Source organism: Enterobacter sp. DTU_2021_1002640_1_SI_PRY_ASU_LCPMC_013 (assembly GCF_032389435.1).
GTDB classification, from domain to species: Bacteria; Pseudomonadota; Gammaproteobacteria; order Enterobacterales; family Enterobacteriaceae; genus Enterobacter; species Enterobacter hormaechei_C.
The window spans coordinates 3095552-3110594 of record NZ_CP135594.1 but is presented as its reverse complement, the minus strand read 5'-3'; the positions used below and the strand labels follow the sequence as shown (position 1 = coordinate 3110594).

General features: G+C 60.5%; 18 protein-coding genes. 2 read left to right on the top strand and 16 right to left on the bottom strand.

Annotation, left to right across the window (positions count from 1 at the left end; all coding sequences use genetic code 11):
* Nucleotides 1-34 precede the first annotated feature (34 nt).
* From radC to RS584_RS14910, 11 genes are all read right to left on the bottom strand, one after another.
* Nucleotides 35-535, bottom strand: coding sequence for a RadC family protein (gene radC / locus RS584_RS14960; RefSeq protein WP_315748161.1), 501 nt, complete (start codon nt 533-535; stop codon nt 35-37).
* Between the two features lie 185 nt (nt 536-720).
* Nucleotides 721-1428: a thioredoxin domain-containing protein gene (locus RS584_RS14955; RefSeq protein WP_410493175.1), complete on the bottom strand. Its 708-nt coding sequence runs from the start codon at nt 1426-1428 to the stop codon at nt 721-723.
* A gap of 178 nt (nt 1429-1606) precedes the next feature.
* A complete protein-coding gene (locus tag RS584_RS14950; protein ID WP_315748159.1) occupies nt 1607-4486 on the bottom strand; it encodes a conjugative transfer ATPase in 2880 nt (959 codons plus the stop codon).
* Entirely contained in the window at nt 4486-4920 is a 435-nt protein-coding gene (locus tag RS584_RS14945; protein WP_315748158.1) for a TIGR03751 family conjugal transfer lipoprotein, read from the bottom strand. The genes RS584_RS14950 and RS584_RS14945 overlap by 1 nt, the downstream gene beginning before the upstream one ends.
* Complete coding sequence (locus RS584_RS14940) at nt 4901-6340, bottom strand: TIGR03752 family integrating conjugative element protein (protein WP_315748157.1); 1440 nt, start codon at nt 6338-6340, stop codon at nt 4901-4903. The genes RS584_RS14945 and RS584_RS14940 overlap by 20 nt, the downstream gene beginning before the upstream one ends.
* Complete coding sequence (locus tag RS584_RS14935; RefSeq protein ID WP_315748156.1) at nt 6330-7238, bottom strand: TIGR03749 family integrating conjugative element protein; 909 nt, start codon at nt 7236-7238, stop codon at nt 6330-6332. The genes RS584_RS14940 and RS584_RS14935 overlap by 11 nt, the downstream gene beginning before the upstream one ends.
* On the bottom strand, nt 7235-7927 hold the full coding sequence (locus RS584_RS14930) for a PFL_4703 family integrating conjugative element protein (RefSeq protein WP_315748155.1): 693 nt from the start codon (nt 7925-7927) through the stop codon (nt 7235-7237). Before RS584_RS14930 ends, RS584_RS14935 begins: the two co-directional genes overlap by 4 nt.
* The gene (locus RS584_RS14925; RefSeq protein WP_315748154.1) at nt 7924-8325 is read right to left on the bottom strand and encodes a TIGR03750 family conjugal transfer protein; all 402 of its coding nucleotides are present in this window, start codon (nt 8323-8325) and stop codon (nt 7924-7926) included. The genes RS584_RS14930 and RS584_RS14925 overlap by 4 nt, the downstream gene beginning before the upstream one ends.
* A 9-nt stretch (nt 8326-8334) precedes the next feature.
* Nucleotides 8335-8700 carry a TIGR03745 family integrating conjugative element membrane protein gene (locus RS584_RS14920; protein WP_315748153.1) on the bottom strand — a complete coding sequence of 122 codons (366 nt, stop codon included), beginning with the start codon at nt 8698-8700 and terminating at the stop codon, nt 8335-8337.
* Between the two features lie 16 nt (nt 8701-8716).
* Nucleotides 8717-8950, bottom strand: a complete 234-nt coding sequence (locus RS584_RS14915; RefSeq protein WP_315748152.1) for a TIGR03758 family integrating conjugative element protein — start codon at nt 8948-8950, stop codon at nt 8717-8719.
* Nucleotides 8947-9303 (bottom strand): RAQPRD family integrative conjugative element protein, encoded by a 357-nt coding sequence (locus RS584_RS14910; RefSeq protein ID WP_315748151.1) that lies wholly within the window; start codon nt 9301-9303, stop codon nt 8947-8949. The genes RS584_RS14915 and RS584_RS14910 overlap by 4 nt, the downstream gene beginning before the upstream one ends.
* Before the next feature lie 455 nt (nt 9304-9758).
* Between RS584_RS14910 and RS584_RS14905 the strand changes: the two genes are divergently transcribed.
* Nucleotides 9759-9941, top strand: a complete 183-nt coding sequence (locus tag RS584_RS14905; RefSeq protein WP_315748150.1) for a hypothetical protein — start codon at nt 9759-9761, stop codon at nt 9939-9941.
* Nucleotides 9938-10252: a hypothetical protein gene (locus RS584_RS14900; RefSeq protein WP_315748149.1), complete on the top strand. Its 315-nt coding sequence runs from the start codon at nt 9938-9940 to the stop codon at nt 10250-10252. Before RS584_RS14905 ends, RS584_RS14900 begins: the two co-directional genes overlap by 4 nt.
* A 14-nt stretch (nt 10253-10266) precedes the next feature.
* Here RS584_RS14900 and RS584_RS14895 read toward each other — a convergent pair whose 3' ends face one another.
* Genes RS584_RS14895 through RS584_RS14875 form a run of 5 tightly spaced genes read right to left on the bottom strand, consistent with a single transcriptional unit; the run spans nt 10267 to nt 15043 of the window.
* Nucleotides 10267-11016 (bottom strand): TIGR03747 family integrating conjugative element membrane protein, encoded by a 750-nt coding sequence (locus tag RS584_RS14895; protein WP_315748148.1) that lies wholly within the window; start codon nt 11014-11016, stop codon nt 10267-10269.
* A complete protein-coding gene (gene traD, locus RS584_RS14890) occupies nt 11013-13175 on the bottom strand; it encodes a type IV conjugative transfer system coupling protein TraD (RefSeq protein ID WP_315748147.1) in 2163 nt (720 codons plus the stop codon). Before traD ends, RS584_RS14895 begins: the two co-directional genes overlap by 4 nt.
* Before the next feature lie 10 nt (nt 13176-13185).
* Entirely contained in the window at nt 13186-13737 is a 552-nt protein-coding gene (locus tag RS584_RS14885) for an integrating conjugative element protein (RefSeq protein ID WP_315748146.1), read from the bottom strand.
* On the bottom strand, nt 13734-14318 hold the full coding sequence (locus tag RS584_RS14880; RefSeq protein ID WP_410493083.1) for a transglycosylase SLT domain-containing protein: 585 nt from the start codon (nt 14316-14318) through the stop codon (nt 13734-13736). The genes RS584_RS14885 and RS584_RS14880 overlap by 4 nt, the downstream gene beginning before the upstream one ends.
* On the bottom strand, nt 14303-15043 hold the full coding sequence (locus RS584_RS14875; protein ID WP_315748145.1) for a TIGR03759 family integrating conjugative element protein: 741 nt from the start codon (nt 15041-15043) through the stop codon (nt 14303-14305). Before RS584_RS14875 ends, RS584_RS14880 begins: the two co-directional genes overlap by 16 nt.

Genomic DNA, 15043 nt, shown 5'->3' with positions numbered 1-15043 from the left:
AGGATCCCGCCGAAGGTATGCGCACCAGCAATGGCTACAGCAGACCAGCTTCGGCGAAGGAATAAGGATTGCCTTTACCGATGATGAAGTGATCCAGAACCCGAACATCCACCATTGCCAATGCTTCTTTCAGACGGGCGGTGATCGTGCGATCTTCCTGGCTGGGTTCAACCATGCCCGAGGGATGGTTGTGGCATAAAATTGTGGCGGCGGCATTGATGGTCAGCGCTCGCTGGACGACCACCCTTGGATATATGGTGGTTGCGTTGATGGTGCCTTTAAACATCGGCTCATACGCGAGAACCTTATGGCGATTATCGAGAAACACAACGGCAAAGACTTCGTTGGCTTCTTCCATCAATTTCAGACGCAGATAATCCCGGACGGCGTCAGGGCCTTCCAGTGCTGGCCCACTCCTGAACACACGCTGTTCTAATAAGGCGATGGCCTGCTCAATAATCCAGTCATCGTGCAAATTGAACGGATTTGTTTTCGAATCCCGATGAGCATCGAGAATGGATGGAATAGTGGACATAGCGACCTCCAAAGGAAGTATAGGGGAGTACACCCAGGAGGGTGCCCTCATGGGATGATGAGACGTAATGTGCTGAATATCAGGCATCCACCATCACACAGGTGATGGTCGTTCGCGGAGCGGATGCGATGCGAACGGGATCGATCAACGCGAGCAATTCGCGTCGTAGCCTTGATGATCGAAGGCTACCTGGGCATGACGCTGACAACATCAGCGGACATTTCGGTGTTCTCTGCCTGGTCGGCGTTACTGCCTGCGGATAGCAAATCCAACGCTGAAAGTAGCGCATCACCTTCGACTGGGCCGGGCAGGAAAAGAGTCCGGTCATTCTGGTTATCGCTCAGTTTCAGGGTTGGAGTGGCGGTGACCCCATCACGCGCACCTTCGCTGGCCTGCTCCTGAACGATTGCTTTTGGTCGGGGACTATTCAGGCAGAGTTGAATGGCTGGCGTGAGTGCCGGGAACGAGATGCTTTCGGGTAATCCAGCACCATCGCCACGAGTCTGTTGATAAATCCAGGTGACCGCTTGCCAGAACGCCGCCTGACCACTGGATTCACCCACACATTCAGCCAGTTGGGCTTGTCGCGATGCTGCCGGTTCATGCATGGGAAGGGGCAGATGATGCCATTGCAGGTTCGTCTCAGGATGCTGATCAACCCAGGCTTTGAGCACCGGGTAATATCTCCTGCAATACTGGCATTCAAGATCAGCGTACAAAACCAGTGTAAAACGTGCATCGGCTTGTCCGTAACGCCACGGCGGGTTACGGGGATACTGTAGAGCAGCAACATCTTCCGTGTGGTCTTTTGCCGGTAAGCTGGTGCGGCTTGCCTCGTACCACGTGGTTACAAGCAGTAAAGAAAGCACGACAACAGTCAGAGGACCGAGCATGCGGCGATGAAAACGTGTAAGAAACGATATTTGCATGACAGATTCCTGATAGCCCGCCGCAATGTCGAGCCGCTTAGTGATGATTTGTCCTCACAGTTGAACATAACCGGCCAAATGCTGAAGTAAACAACGCGAGTTTGCCCAACCCCGGGTAGTGGGGGGCTTCAGGTTTTGCGCATCAGTTGAGTGCGTCCAGCGGTAAAGAGCTGATGCCGCGGGCCTGGTCGATTTTTTCGGCTACCTTGAACGCCGCATCGAGTTCGCTGATGCCAAACTGCTGCATCAGCTGGTAGCGTTCGGCTTTTTCTTCCGGCTCAGTCATGGCGAGGGCCAGATACAGGCTCGGTGGAACGGCGCGAAACAGTATTTCCATCGACTTTGAAAGGATCACCCCTTCCGTGAATTTGCCAGCTTCCTTCCTTGCCGAGAGCAAGAGGGCTTTTTGCGATGCATTGAGATCCCGGAAGCGGGCGATCTTCTCCACCTCATCGGGCGGCATGCTCAGGCAGATCCACCACTCAATCATGTTGAGCATAGGTTCTGCCGCTTTCGGCAGATCGTCGAGGTTTTGAGTGGCGAGCCAGTACCAGGCTCCCAGCTTTCGCCACATCTTCGTGATTTTCACAACATAGGGTGCGAGTAGCGGGTTCCGGGTGATGATATGCCCTTCGTCGGTCACGTTGATGATGGGACGCCCGAGGAACTGATCGCGTTCGGCGATGTTGTTCACCGTGTTGATCAGGCTAATATAGGCGATGGAGAGTTGTGCGTTGTAACCCTCCCGCGCGAAGGTCGCCAGATCGACGATGGTGATGTCCGCCTCAGGCCATGGTGTACCGGGCCTGTCGAACATTTCACCGTCGATACCCTGGCAGAACATATCCATTGCATCGGCCATCTCCAGCAGGCGTGTGCGGCGCGTTTCAGGCAAGGTGGGGTCTCCTCCGCGCTCACGCAGCGCATCACGTACATCTCGGGTCAGGACTGTGCGCTTTTCGGATACGCAGCGCTTTGCAGCCTCCAGTATGCACTGACGGATCAGGCTCCGATCGGCCCGTGTCATTCGGGCTTCCTCCTTATCCTCGCCGCCAGTGATCATGAGCCGGGCGGTGATTTCCAGTTCGCCCAGCACATCACGCTGTTCGTCGCCTTCATTTGTTTCTTCTTTTCCTGTGCTTTCGTCCAGCGCATCCGCATCGAGTGTCTGCACCTTGCCCGGCGTATCGACCAGACGCCAGGCATCAGCAAACGGTGCGAGGCTCACGCCGGTACCGGGTGACAGCCTGACGCGATGCACTGTGAGCCCCAGCCGCGCCGCAAAATCACCGAACAGGCCGAAGCTGTTGCCTGCCTCCACAATGAACATCCGCGGGCGGTAGATCGCGGCGATCTGGTTGAGAATATTGTTCAGGGTCGCGCTCTTGCCCGATCCGGTGGGACCGAACAGGAACAGATGCGCATTCATCTGCCGGTCGAGCCGGTTCAGCGGGTCGAACGTGACGGTGCCGCCGCCGCGGTTGAAGAAGGTGATGCCGGGATGGCCGGTTCCCTGGCTGCGTCCCCAGACCGGAGCCAGATTGGCCGCGTGCTGGGCAAACATAAGCTGGGTGTACCATTGCCGTTTGTCCTTGCCGGGGTCGTAAACGCAGGGAAGCCAGCGCAGATAGCTGTTGAGCGGAGCAACTTCGTCTTCCTCGCGTACAGGCTGCAGGCCAGCATTGAGCAGGACATTGCCGAGCTGAAGGCCGCGCCTATCGAGATCGGCAAGGTCGCGGCCGCGCAAATAGAACGCCAGTGAAGCCCGATACAGCTTGTGCGAACTGCCGATCAACCCGCGCGCCTGTTGCACATCTTTGAGCGCCTGTTCCGATGCCAGGGTTTCCCCGACCGCTTTTTTCGCCAGATGGTTCAGATGGGTTTCGAGAATGTCCTGGGGTGTGATCACCAGAGTGAGGCACATGGTCGTGTCCTCGGGCATCTGGTCGAAAAGGGCATTGAAGGCGTCACCCCCCTTGCGGGTTTCGCCAGTCAGGTGACCGGTTGCCGGCGGCGTGCGCAGGCGGTCGAGCACGATGGTGCGATGGGGCATGCCGTCGAAGAACCAGAGGCCGTTTTCCGCATCGGACCTCGGCTGGCCGAAAAAAAGCCGCTGCGCGAAATCGGTGCCGCTGGCAAGTTCCAGATCGTCCTCTCCGGTCACTTCCGGCCAGGATGCCAGACGATAGAACCGCTCACGGTCTTCGGCTGTCGGACCCAGCAGGGCCGGACCGGGATTGAACCAGGGCAGCAACCAGGCATGGATAGCGGCGGCATCCAGGCGGTGCGCCTGCACGCCAGCATTGGCCAGGCCGCCGACCAGGCGTTCACAAATGACATTCAGTGCATGCTCAGCCGATTGTCCGCGCCGGGCCGGCGCGTTACCGACGCGCCGGTAAACGACCAGCCGGACACGGCGCGTCTGCCCGTGCCAGGGCAAGCGCGTGACGGTGCGATCCTCGAACAGCCCTCCCTCTCTGGAGACGGCGCGCAGATGGTGTCCGAAGAAACGCAGATAGAAATTCGTGAACGCACTTTTCCTGGCGCGGGGCTGAAGGTAGTTTTCAAGGGTGGAAAGATAGCGGTTCCAGTCAGCGTCATCCTGGGCATACAACTGGATCACCCAGGGGGACTCGTCCAGCTCATCGAAACTGTCCTGGATTGCATTTTCCAGCGCGTCGCGGACCTGTGCCAGCCAGGATGCCTCGCGTCCTTCCGTGCCGATCGGCATCAGTTCGAAGAACGCAGCGACGGAAACTCCGTCCTCCAGCAGCATGCACCTGGACTCCGGCAGATATTCCACCCACGGCAGCAGGTCGGCAAAGGACGGCGAAACGTCGTACAGCGCCTGCTCATCGCTCAATGTCGCTGGCCTGCGGCTGGCATCCCGCTTGCCGGGTTCAGGGATTCCATGGGCCTGCAGTTGCGCGAGATAGCGCTCCCATGCGCCCTGTGGAGCATCTGGCGAGGAGCTGCTATCCGCAAGTGTCTGCGTAACGCGGCGTTTGAAGAACGGTCCCATCAGTAATTCTCGGTTCGTTCGCCCGGCATGGCGTACTGCACGCGCTGGTACAGCGGGAAGACCGTCGTGTAGCCGGGGACAGGCACCGGATCGGTGCCCGCGAGATGGGGAAACACGTACATCACGAGATCGGGATTCGGCAGGCGCTGGAACTGCCGGTAGATCTCGTTTTGTGCTGTGCGGGTGTAGCTGGCATTCACTACCGGTGCGGCCTTCATATCGGCTTCGGTCAGCGGGCGGCGCAGCGACTGCCTTGCGTCGAGCAACTGCCGGGCGGTCTGGCCGCCGCGGGCGTTTCCGCCGGTTTCCTCGTTCCAGATATCCAGCATGTTCTGCCCATCGTGAGGCAGCAGTTTTTCCTTGCTGGTTGAGCAGCCGCCAAGCGCTACGGCGATGACCAGCACCGTCAGGCCGTTAATCCAGATCCTGTACATCAGAAGCACCTCCGGGACGATGATCGACCTTGCGCCCCTTCGGGTCGTAATCGATGATGAGGGGGTGTTCGAGATGAACCGCGACCCTGGCGCCGGGCCTGACGTACACGGCTGCGAACGCCTGGCCATAGAGCTTGTTCACCCACTGAGACATGTCCTGGACACCACCGGCCAGGATGCGGCCCATCGCTTCGTTGCCGGAAATGCCGACCGTACCGAGCGAGCCGTTGTTGTTGGCGACCACCGCGACGCTGCCGTTGTCCGACTTGATCAGCGACGCCGCACCCGCTCCGGCAGCGGTGATCAGCGCCTGGGTGCCCAAATATTGCTGGGCGTTGCTACGCCGTTCGCCGCTAACACACGGAATGCCCCAGGGATCGCTGATCCAGCCAAGTCCATCCTGCGTATTGTTGCCACTGGCGTTGCTGTTCTGTTGACGGTTGCTGCCACGTTCGCCGTCCTCCGGCACCGTGCGGATGGTTCCGTCATGGAACACGAATGTGACCGAGCGGATTTGCCCACGCACGCAGGAGAGCGTCCAGTCGCCCGACGCCGTGCCGCTGACGACCGCACCGGCGACATCGGGAATGTCAATGCCATTGGCGGTGAGGTTGTCCGGACCGATCAGAACTTTAAAGGGATATGGATCGTTCACGGTTCCGTCAACCGGCACGCGCCCGATCAAGGCCGTCATTGAAATCGAACCCATCAGCGTGGCGTTGGTCGGCACGGTATAGACCGGCCTGGCGGTGGAGATGCCGGCCGCTTTGCGACCGGCATCCACGACCGTATTCTGTTTGGTGTCGAGCGTTTTCTGTGCCGGGCGGAAGCTGTTCGGGAATGTGAAGTTCCCCGTAGTGCCGGGACTGCGGTTCTTGCCATCGCTGCGCGCATCTTCCGGCTCGATCCAGCGCACGCCATCGGTTCCGAGGCCTGCGCCATCGCCCGGTTCAAGGCCAAGACCGACCGGCAGATCGGCGTGACCGTTCTTGCTACTCAGGTTCTCGAACTGACGCTGTAGCTCCTGCAGCAAACCCTGGGTTTGCTGGCGTTCGCTGGCGACCTGTTCGCGGTCGTTTTTCAACTGGTTGCGCTCGGCTTCCAGGGCGCTCTGGATACGGCGATCAATGGCGCCCTCACGCTGGCGCAGGCGTTCGTTCTCCGCTTTCTGGATCTTGTTGTCGGTCATCGCAGCCTGCAGTTCGGTGCGCAGTTGCCGGACCTGGCCCACCAGGGTCGCCACCGTATCCCGCGGCGTATCGCCTTCGATGCCAAGTGTCCTGGCTTCTTCAGGCGTAAGCTGGGCTCTGCCGTCCCGGTCGGGCTGACTCCCCCCGCCGGAAAACAACTTCACACCAACGAACACCAGCAACAGCGCCATCGGGACCATTAGCCATTTGAGCAGACCATTACCTTTCATGACAGTCTCCGTTTTTCCGTGCTGGTGTCTTCGGTTCCGGCAGGTTCAGCGCCGTATTGACGGGACTGATCGCAGGCAGCAGTGATTCGGCCAGGCCGTGTCCTTTCGTGACCAGATAAACCACCGACGTATCTTCGGGCGAACCAGCCGGCCCCAGCGTGTTGTGCTGGAATGCTCCCGTCATGAAGTCGCCTTGCAGAAGGCGTGGGTCGAGAGACAGCCTGCTTTTCGAAGTATTGGTGAGGCGCACGGCGGTCACCCAAAGGCCATCAAGCCGCCAGGCAGCGAGCGCTCGAGCGCGAACCGGCAGGGTCGGCAGCAAAGTGTCCAGCGGCAGGTTGCGCTTCAGAGTGACGCGCGTGATACCTGATACCGGCTCAATAGTACGCAGGGGGGCATAAAGATTCTGGGCGGCATAGCGCGTCAGTACCACCGGCACGGGCGTCTCGCGTGCCGTGTGGGAGACCGCTTCCTGCTCGCCGTTTTCATCGCTCTTTGCCGCCGCTGCCAGGTCGCCGTAACGGGTGGGTGTACCTTCAGCTTCGACAATGCGCACTGGCTCCATCGGTGGCTGACCTGCTGGCGCCGTTTCGGCAGCAATATCCAGCAGGATCAGCGCGCCGCTGTCGGCGTCCTGCAGTTGCAGCCGGGTGGGCTCGATCGGCTCGCTGGCTCTCAGGTAGATCGCGCCGCCGGCGCTCTGGACACGCAGGCGGCCTGTCAGCGATGCCGGTACGCCGACGCGGACGTTGCGGTCGATAAAGACGACGCGCTCCTGATCCACCTGCAGAGACACGGCCAGCGGCAGTCGTTCCCAGCGCAGGATTTCCAGCGCCTGGGCCGTGGTCGGCAAACTCGTGGTCACCAGCAGTCCAAGGGTATAAAGGACATGTTTCATGGCGTCTCTCCCAAAGCGCCGCCGAGCCCGCCGGATGTTGTACCGGTCGGTGTCACGGGGTCGGGGGTGGTGATGCGCTGCGGCGCACCGCTGTAGCAGTCGATGGCCAGACCGAATGGGTTGCGTTCCGGATCGACATCCGAGCGCACGACCTTGAGGGGGTAGCGCACCAGCGCGCGCTTGACCTGTTCGGAACCGTAGTATTCGTCCGCCGTCACATCCAGCGTGACGATCCAGTCGCGGTCCGAGACTGCTTTTACACGCAGGGTTGGGTCGTCGCCGTAGCCCCGACCGGGGATCTCATAGATCCCGCGAACCCGTTGACGCAGTTCGCCACCCGTACGTCGAGACTCGTAGTCGTGGCGCAGGAAACTCTGGCAGGATGGTGTGAAGTAAGGCGACAGCACATGAATGTTACGGGGATAGTCCTCATCGCCATTGACGGGCCAGCGCTGGAGTTGCTGCCAGATATAAAACGAGAAGGAATAAACCGACTCTGGCGGCACCTCCCACCATTTCCGGGTGCTGCCCGAGCGCAGATCCGGTGGCACGTGGATGGTCAGGTCGCGCGGTGCGCTCCACCAGCCGATCCCCATCACCAGGGCGACCAGGAACAAAGCGCCTGCTCCGAGGCGTAGGGTCATGATATGTGACTGGAGATGGGTGATCTCGTTCCTGAACCGGCTCACGAGCTGGCCCTCCGTCTGGTCGTCCAGTAGCCTGAACGGGTCACCAGGTCGCGGCCGCCGAGGAACTGGGCCAGACCCGGATGCTGTCGCGCGATGTACCACTGGATCTGGCGGTACAGCCAGGTATCAGGCCTTCCGCGCTTCTGGCGGCGCAGTATGCTGCCTCCGGCGGAAACACCGGTGGCGATGCCGAGTACAATGGCAGTGGGAGCGATGGCGATCATTGAGTAAATAATGGCCAGCGGAATGCCCACTAACAGACCTGCCGTGCCCGACAGGCCTGCGCACACCCACAACTCATCCGCTGTGAGGCCGCGCACGACCACGGGATGGCGATTGAGGCGATGCGGGAGGAACGCAACCGTTCCGTCAGGCCGGACGTCCTGATGTTCAGGCATGTTCTTCCCTCACAGAACGCCGGTGGCTTCGGTGAGCAGCCAGATGCCAACAACCAGGAGGACCGCACCAACCGCCACGGTCAGGCCGAACTGTCCCCACGTTTTGCGGCCTGTGTGGATTTCGGCATAGGTGCCGTAGGCGTGGTAGCAAACACCTACGAACATAGACGCCACAACCAGCAGGGCGATCAGCATCACGATGTCATAGCCGTAATTACGTAGCGTATCCATGATGCCCGAACCCTTGCCGCGCGACGGGTCTTCAAGCGTGGGCAGGCCCTGAGCATGGGCGAATGAACCCAGCATGGCAAACACCGGCAGGGACGCCAGGGCCGCAATGCGAGTGAAACGGAAGAGATGCGAAACCGGATTCATGATGTGAGCCTTTGCGTTACGAGAGGAGGAAAAAAGTCAGCACGACGTACATGGCGAAAAAACGCACCGCGACACCGAGAAACTGACGCTGGGAAATCCGCTGTTCCGACCAGCCGACATAGGCAGTGCGCAGTGCCCACACGCCCCACAGCAGCAGCACCGCGAACACGGTGCCGAGCAGCACGACGGATACGGCGGATGGGGTGAAGCCGCCATTGGCCTGGAAGGCGTTGATCTGGCTGGCATTCATTGCTTCGGCTCCTGTTCGGGTTCCTGTCGGTAATCTCCCTGCAACGCTCCGGGGTCGCGCGGCTGGGCGCGCTGCGGTGTCAGGTAGTCGTTGATACCGGCACGCATGCGCTGCAGGTCAGCTGCAAGGCGCGTATAGTCGAAGTGATAGCGGGCGCGTTCCTGCGATGCGGACACGGCGGACTGCTTCGCAAGGCGATCGAGCAGGTCCAGCTGGCGAACGACTGCCGCCAGGTGTTCCTTCTCATTGCTGTCGTCGGCCGCGGTCGCTGGCAGAGCCGTCGACAGGCAGGCAAGCAGCACCGCAGCTAATACGCTGCGCTTTGCAAGTGCCAAGTGACAGGACGGAACCATTTTGCATTCCCCGTTGATGCGTAATGGCCTGATGCTGCGGTGATGAGCGCGCGAAAACCGCAAACAATGGGAACGGGCGATTCACCACATTCTGGGGATGCCGGTGTATGTGCGTCTTGAGGCTGTTGGAGCGCGGTGTGGGGGAAGCGAATACTGCTCTTACGCTTTCGTTGGAAACAGGCACGACGCGCAGTCTGGCAACTCTCGTACGATGCAAAAATTATTATTCCTATGAGAGTGTTAATAAGTGAACTTCGCTCTCCTGGGAACGGTTATTGAAAGTTGGGGGGGGGGAGTGCAATAGTCTGTCTCATGGAAACAGATTAAAAAATAAATACGCCTGTAAGAGTGATAAATTAAATGTGCCACTGCCACTGCCACTGCCACTGCCACTGCCACTGCCACTGCCACTGCCTGCCGAGCGTATGGGCGCATAGGTATCTACTGTACGTCGCATGGAAAAAGGCGATGCACGCGTGCCTATCCACTTCTTTGCCCGCGCCCTGCATGTCTTCGGCGAGATACAGGCCCTGTCGGGGCTGCTGGATACCGCGCGCGACGACATCGGCCTGACCTTGATGGACGAAGACCTTCCCAAACGCGTGCGCAGCGAGCCGCCCGCATCGGGGGCGCTATGAAATCCGCGGTTTCGATACGCCAGCAAATCCTGGTCTGCATCGGCAAGGCTGGCACGCCTGTCGGTACCCTCATCTATGTCAAGCAGTGGCGCCGCGAAAAACTATCTCGTGACACTGGCCGCATTTTACGATGGCTACTTTCCGAAGGAGCTTCCGGCAAAGCCGTTACCCGCCATGCCTGTCCTCGTGGGCTACTGTTGATCGTACAACAGATCAATTGCCACTCAGCGTTTATGTGTTTGACAATAACTGGTGAAGCTTATAGTTATATTTCATATGCAATGACTCTTTGTTTTTTAAATATGAAATAACTTTCACGTCGCAACTATAAGTATTTCTTGAAGCTTCCGGCTGCGATGTCAGTCGCCAACCCCAACAGTACTGCGCCTGGCAGCAGGATGAGCAATGGACTAATGCTAACAGGAAGCGCCAGATAGATCACCCAGGGCAGCACGGACAGCGGCATCAGCGATGCTTTGGCGCGGTGATAGATGAAGCCGGATTCGCGCCCGGCGCCGAAACGGCGGATGTCGCGGCGCACCAGGCCGTCGACCAGCCCCACGAAGGCGGCCATCAGGAACAGCGGCAATGTCAGCACCAGCACCATCAGGCGCACGATGAACACCAGGGCCATGAACGCCGCAGCGATCAGGTAGCTTTCTATCCAGACATATGCCTGGCTGATGTAGTACCGGAAATCGCGTGTTCCGCTGTGGCTGGGAGCACTGGCCTGGTTCGCCGCGTTGCGCATCCACTCCAGCAGGCCGGTCTTGACGAAGATCCAATCGTAGGCTTGTTCGACCAGCCAATGCGCAGTGCGCCCCGGTTCCTGTACCAGAGCGCTGCGGGTGAAATGACCGGAGAGCTGGGACAGTTCATAGTCGAGCATGCCCTGCGCGTGCCGCCATCCTTCGTCCGGCCAGAACAGGTGCATGCCCACGCATTCGATGACGATACAAAGGAGCAACGAACCGCACAGAACGCCGAACAGGCGAAACGGCATCGTGATGATGCTGGCGATCAGCCCTTGCTGGCGATTCTGCTGGCGTTGCGCGGTAGTGGCCGGATCACTCATACAACCGCCTCGCCATCGGCTGCGGTTATGTGCCGGAAGTCGTCCAGCAGGTCGTCCGGTAGCGGTTCATCCTGTCGTCCGGGAAGCACCTGGTTTTCCCACCAGTCGCCAGCCTCGACGTAGTGCTGACGCATATAGCCCGCCAGTTGTTGCAGATCCCTGGGCATCGCCTCGTCGGGATCTGGGGCTGGCAACGGCATGCGCACCTTCCAAAGATTTCCGCCTTCCAGCAATGCGAAGGCCTGTCCTTTCGGTAGCGCCACTACGTGCGCCGGCTCGATCAATGGGACGCTTGTCGTGGTGATGCGGTCCTGGGTGTTGCTGGTGAAATCGGTCTGCCCGCGAATATCCGAACTGTCGGTGGCCCCGCTCATCAGCGACGTGGTGTAGACCTCGACCTTTGGAAGCTGCCTGGTGAGCAACTCAGCGGTTGCGGTTTCGCGCACGCGTAGCATGAAGAGATTATTGAAGTTGCCGACCACCTGGCCAGCTTTGGCACGGTTGCCGATCCTCGCTTCGATATCGCTGAGGGTCTGGGTATAGGCCGTGACTTGCAGGCCGGCACCGCCGCCCTTGTTGACCATGGGGATGAATTCATCGCCCATGAGTTCATTGAATTCATCAGCATGGATGTTGATCGGCAGTTTCACCCCGGAGGCGGCACCGGGAAGCCCGTCATCGATCCCGAATTTGTAGATGTGTCCGGCCACGGAAACCAGATCGCTGAACATCGAGTTGCCGACCGCTGCGGCGATCTCCGCATCCGACAGGGCATCCAGGCCAACGTAGACGACCGCCCTCTTGCGGATGATCTGCATCCAGTCAAATATTGGTCGTGGATCGTTCAGATCGGAATAGTTAGGCGCGAGCAGTTGCGCGATTTTACCGGTCGTGAGCTTTTCGAGCAGCGGCAGCAACGAGGCGACGATCTTGTCGAAATAGGTACGGTCATAACGCACGGCGGAGCGCAGGCCATCGAGCACGGGATCGTACACGCGCACCTGGGAGAGGTATTGCTCCAGCGCGACGACGCGCTTCTCCCTGCCCATCATGTGACGGGGCATGTTCTTGTCGTTGATCCGGCCTTCAAGCTGGACGATGACTTCCCACGCCTTCGGCTCATGACTGGCGAAGTAGTGTTGGGCATATTCGATGAAAAGGGCGTCGATATTTACCACATGGCGCTGGATCAGTAGGTAGTCCGGCCGCTGTCCCAGCTCTACCAGAGCTCTTGCGATGATGTTGACGAAACGCCATGCAAATTCGCGGAACGCCGCACTGTTGCCTTCGCCCGAAAGCTGCCCTGCGATGCGGGTCGCCACTTCACTGATGCGGCCGAAACGCCCCACGGCGTTGTAGCGCGCCGAAATGTCGGGCCATCCGAGATGAAACACATAGAACTCGCCCTCGCGCCCCGCGCGTTTGGCTTCGACGTACATCCGTTTCAAAAGGTCTGCGTCACCCTTGGGGTCGAAAACGATCACGACCTCATGCTCGCCGGCGGCGTTCTTGCGGCGGATGTCCTGCGTGATGAACAACTCAGCCAGCCGGGTCTTGCCGACGCGCGTGGTGCCCAGCACAAGCGAGTGGCCGACCCGTTCGCCGAGCGGCAGGGTGACGGCGATCTCATGCGGCTCGATGCCGTGCAGGCGTGGCATGCCTCCCACCGGCGGCAGCGGCCGCGCGGGATTCAACGGGTTGTCCCATGCAGTCACCCGAGCGAGCTTTGAAAGCGGAAACGGTGCGAACTCCAGGCGCTCTTCAACGCGCCGGGCAAGGCGGTAGATCGGTGTCGGCTCGACGTAGCGCCGGAATTCTGGTCGATAGGTCTGCATCAGCCGGTGCGTGTGGCGCTGGTCCCAGCGAAAACCGCGGCCGATGAACAGACGCTGCCGGCTGACCGGCACCTGGCGACTGGTCATGACATAGCGAGGCAGGCGGCGGATATTGCGGCGGTATCGCAGGATGGCCATCGCCTCGCGCAGGCGGATGCCGCCAAATACGAGAAATGCCAGAGTGCTGCTGAATCCCAGCAGCGGGCTTAACGCGAGTGACCAGGGTGCCACCATGCACAGCAACGCGGCGCCAGCGCAAACCGCAACGGTGTATAGCTCCACCGCTGGCCGCAGCAGCACTTCGACTGCATGAGGCTGGGCCATGACGGCTTGCTCACTGCTCGATGCCGCTGGCGGTGATCAGGACCGGGTAGTGCCGCAGTCCGAGTCGCTGAGCGAGGTCGTCACCCGATACGGGGGACAAGGTGAGCTCGGGTGCCAGTTTACGCAGTCCCACCAGTGTCTCTGCTGATCCGACATTGACCACGAGACCGATGGCGCTGATTTCGTGCAACGCTGCTTTGCGTTCAAGCAACCAGGCGCGTGAGCGTTCGTCATCACCGATGAGGAAGACGGGTGTCAGGCCCGGAGCCTGTATCACCCGGCGAGGCTCATCGCCGGGTGACAGCCGCTCCGAGCGCACGGGCAGCATATCGGCTTCGCTGAAGGTCTTGCCTTCGGCCGGCGGCACGAAGATACGCGGCGGACCCGGCTGATCCCGGTGTGGCGGCAGGTCCAGCGCCTGGTAGTAAGGCAGAGCGGAGGCGCCTCCATGATCCTCGACCACGACGAGAGGTGGCTGGCCGGCCGCCAGGGCTGGCAGACCGGCTGTGCACAACAAAGCGCAAAGAATCGGCCTCACGGTGGCGACGAAGGCAGGTTTCATGGTGTATTCCTCCTTGTGGAAGCGTCAGCACGGGAAGGACCGACCACGCGCGCCAGGTGCTGGCTGACGCTGCGCCGGTAGCGCGCAGCGGGTGCGCCGCCGGCCGGGCGGTGATAGCGGCCGATGGCGACCAACCAGTCCTCGCCGGGTGTGTGTTGTTCGCGCAGGATTTCGGCCGCGATGGCGAGGTTGCGGTATGGATCGAGCAGATCGCAGGGGCTGCTGTAGCGGTGCTTCTGGTAGCCCAGGTTGATTTGAGCCAGGCCGGCGTCGATGCGTGTCAGGGGAACTTCGCGTAGCGCCTTGCGTAGCCCGTCGCAGGCCTCTGCGTGGCTGCTGAAGTGGCGGGCCGCGCCAGCCACGTTCAGAGTCCAGGGCCAGGGAACCAGCCGGCCGCCACGCTGCAGGCCACTTTCCTGCAAGGCCACGGCATACAGGACCGGGGACGGAATATCGGCGCGTTTCGCTGCAAGCTGGTAGGCAGGTGGGGGTATCTCCTGGGTTGTAGCCTGGGTGGTTCCGGCCATGAAGCCGGCCAGCAGCGCGAGCAGGCGCGCGTAGCGCTTCACTTCCGTTGCCATTGATCGCCAACCTGCCGCACGACGGCTGGCAGATCTCCCGGCAGACCCAGTGATAACCAGCGGCCTGCGTCATGGTTGAGGGTTATGGAGCCGTTGCGGACACGGGAGGGGTCGATACGTGCCCGCTTCGCCCAATTGCGGATGCGGGCATCATCCTGGCGGCTTCCGACCATGTAGAGATCGAATTCGGTTTCCGAAGCCTGCAATTGCTGGACAAGCTGACCGCATGGGGCGCATTCGTCCTTGACGAATACGGCCATACGGCGCGCATCGCTTGATGCGGCATTCGCACTGGAAGCGATGTTGGCTCCCGGCAGATTGACGCGCTGCATGCCGGGATGCAGGCGTTGCCAGGCGGCGTCGTAGGCGCGCTGATACGCCAGTGTTTTTTCGACGCGACGTGCTTCAACCTGCACCTGCAATTCGGCGTAGCGGCGACGTTCATCGTCCGAACGCGCCTCGATACCAAGTGCTGTCAACGGGTCGAGATTGGGCGAGAAGATGCCCAGAGGCCCCTGCATCACTTCCCGGTAGCGCGTCCATTCCTCCGGGCGAAGCCCCCATTCGCGGGCATTCTGTTCATCGCTGTTGGCCGTAATTGCAGGCTGTTCCTGGCCGGGAACAACCGGAGAAGTGGCTGTTCGTGCGTTCTGCGCCGTTGCCGCGGAGACGGCGCAGACGGCAAGGCTGGTCGCCAACGCAAGCGAAATGATCCTGCAGTTCAT

Excerpts from the sequence above, each read along its gene's own strand:
- radC (WP_315748161.1), bottom strand. The coding sequence starts at position 535 with ATGTCCACTATTCCATCCATTCTCGATGCTCATCGGGATTCGAAAACA.
- RS584_RS14955 (WP_410493175.1), bottom strand. The coding sequence starts at position 1,428 with ATGCTCGGTCCTCTGACTGTTGTCGTGCTTTCTTTACTGCTTGTAACC.
- RS584_RS14950 (WP_315748159.1), bottom strand. The coding sequence starts at position 4,486 with ATGGGACCGTTCTTCAAACGCCGCGTTACGCAGACACTTGCGGATAGC.
- RS584_RS14945 (WP_315748158.1), bottom strand. The coding sequence starts at position 4,920 with ATGTACAGGATCTGGATTAACGGCCTGACGGTGCTGGTCATCGCCGTA.
- RS584_RS14940 (WP_315748157.1), bottom strand. The coding sequence starts at position 6,340 with ATGAAAGGTAATGGTCTGCTCAAATGGCTAATGGTCCCGATGGCGCTG.
- RS584_RS14935 (WP_315748156.1), bottom strand. The coding sequence starts at position 7,238 with ATGAAACATGTCCTTTATACCCTTGGACTGCTGGTGACCACGAGTTTG.
- RS584_RS14925 (WP_315748154.1), bottom strand. The coding sequence starts at position 8,325 with ATGCCTGAACATCAGGACGTCCGGCCTGACGGAACGGTTGCGTTCCTC.
- RS584_RS14920 (WP_315748153.1), bottom strand. The coding sequence starts at position 8,700 with ATGAATCCGGTTTCGCATCTCTTCCGTTTCACTCGCATTGCGGCCCTG.
- RS584_RS14915 (WP_315748152.1), bottom strand. The coding sequence starts at position 8,950 with ATGAATGCCAGCCAGATCAACGCCTTCCAGGCCAATGGCGGCTTCACC.
- RS584_RS14910 (WP_315748151.1), bottom strand. The coding sequence starts at position 9,303 with ATGGTTCCGTCCTGTCACTTGGCACTTGCAAAGCGCAGCGTATTAGCT.
- RS584_RS14905 (WP_315748150.1), top strand. The coding sequence starts at position 9,759 with ATGGAAAAAGGCGATGCACGCGTGCCTATCCACTTCTTTGCCCGCGCC.
- RS584_RS14900 (WP_315748149.1), top strand. The coding sequence starts at position 9,938 with ATGAAATCCGCGGTTTCGATACGCCAGCAAATCCTGGTCTGCATCGGC.
- RS584_RS14895 (WP_315748148.1), bottom strand. The coding sequence starts at position 11,016 with ATGAGTGATCCGGCCACTACCGCGCAACGCCAGCAGAATCGCCAGCAA.
- traD (WP_315748147.1), bottom strand. The coding sequence starts at position 13,175 with ATGGCCCAGCCTCATGCAGTCGAAGTGCTGCTGCGGCCAGCGGTGGAG.
- RS584_RS14885 (WP_315748146.1), bottom strand. The coding sequence starts at position 13,737 with ATGAAACCTGCCTTCGTCGCCACCGTGAGGCCGATTCTTTGCGCTTTG.
- RS584_RS14880 (WP_410493083.1), bottom strand. The coding sequence starts at position 14,318 with ATGGCAACGGAAGTGAAGCGCTACGCGCGCCTGCTCGCGCTGCTGGCC.
- RS584_RS14875 (WP_315748145.1), bottom strand. The coding sequence starts at position 15,043 with ATGAACTGCAGGATCATTTCGCTTGCGTTGGCGACCAGCCTTGCCGTC.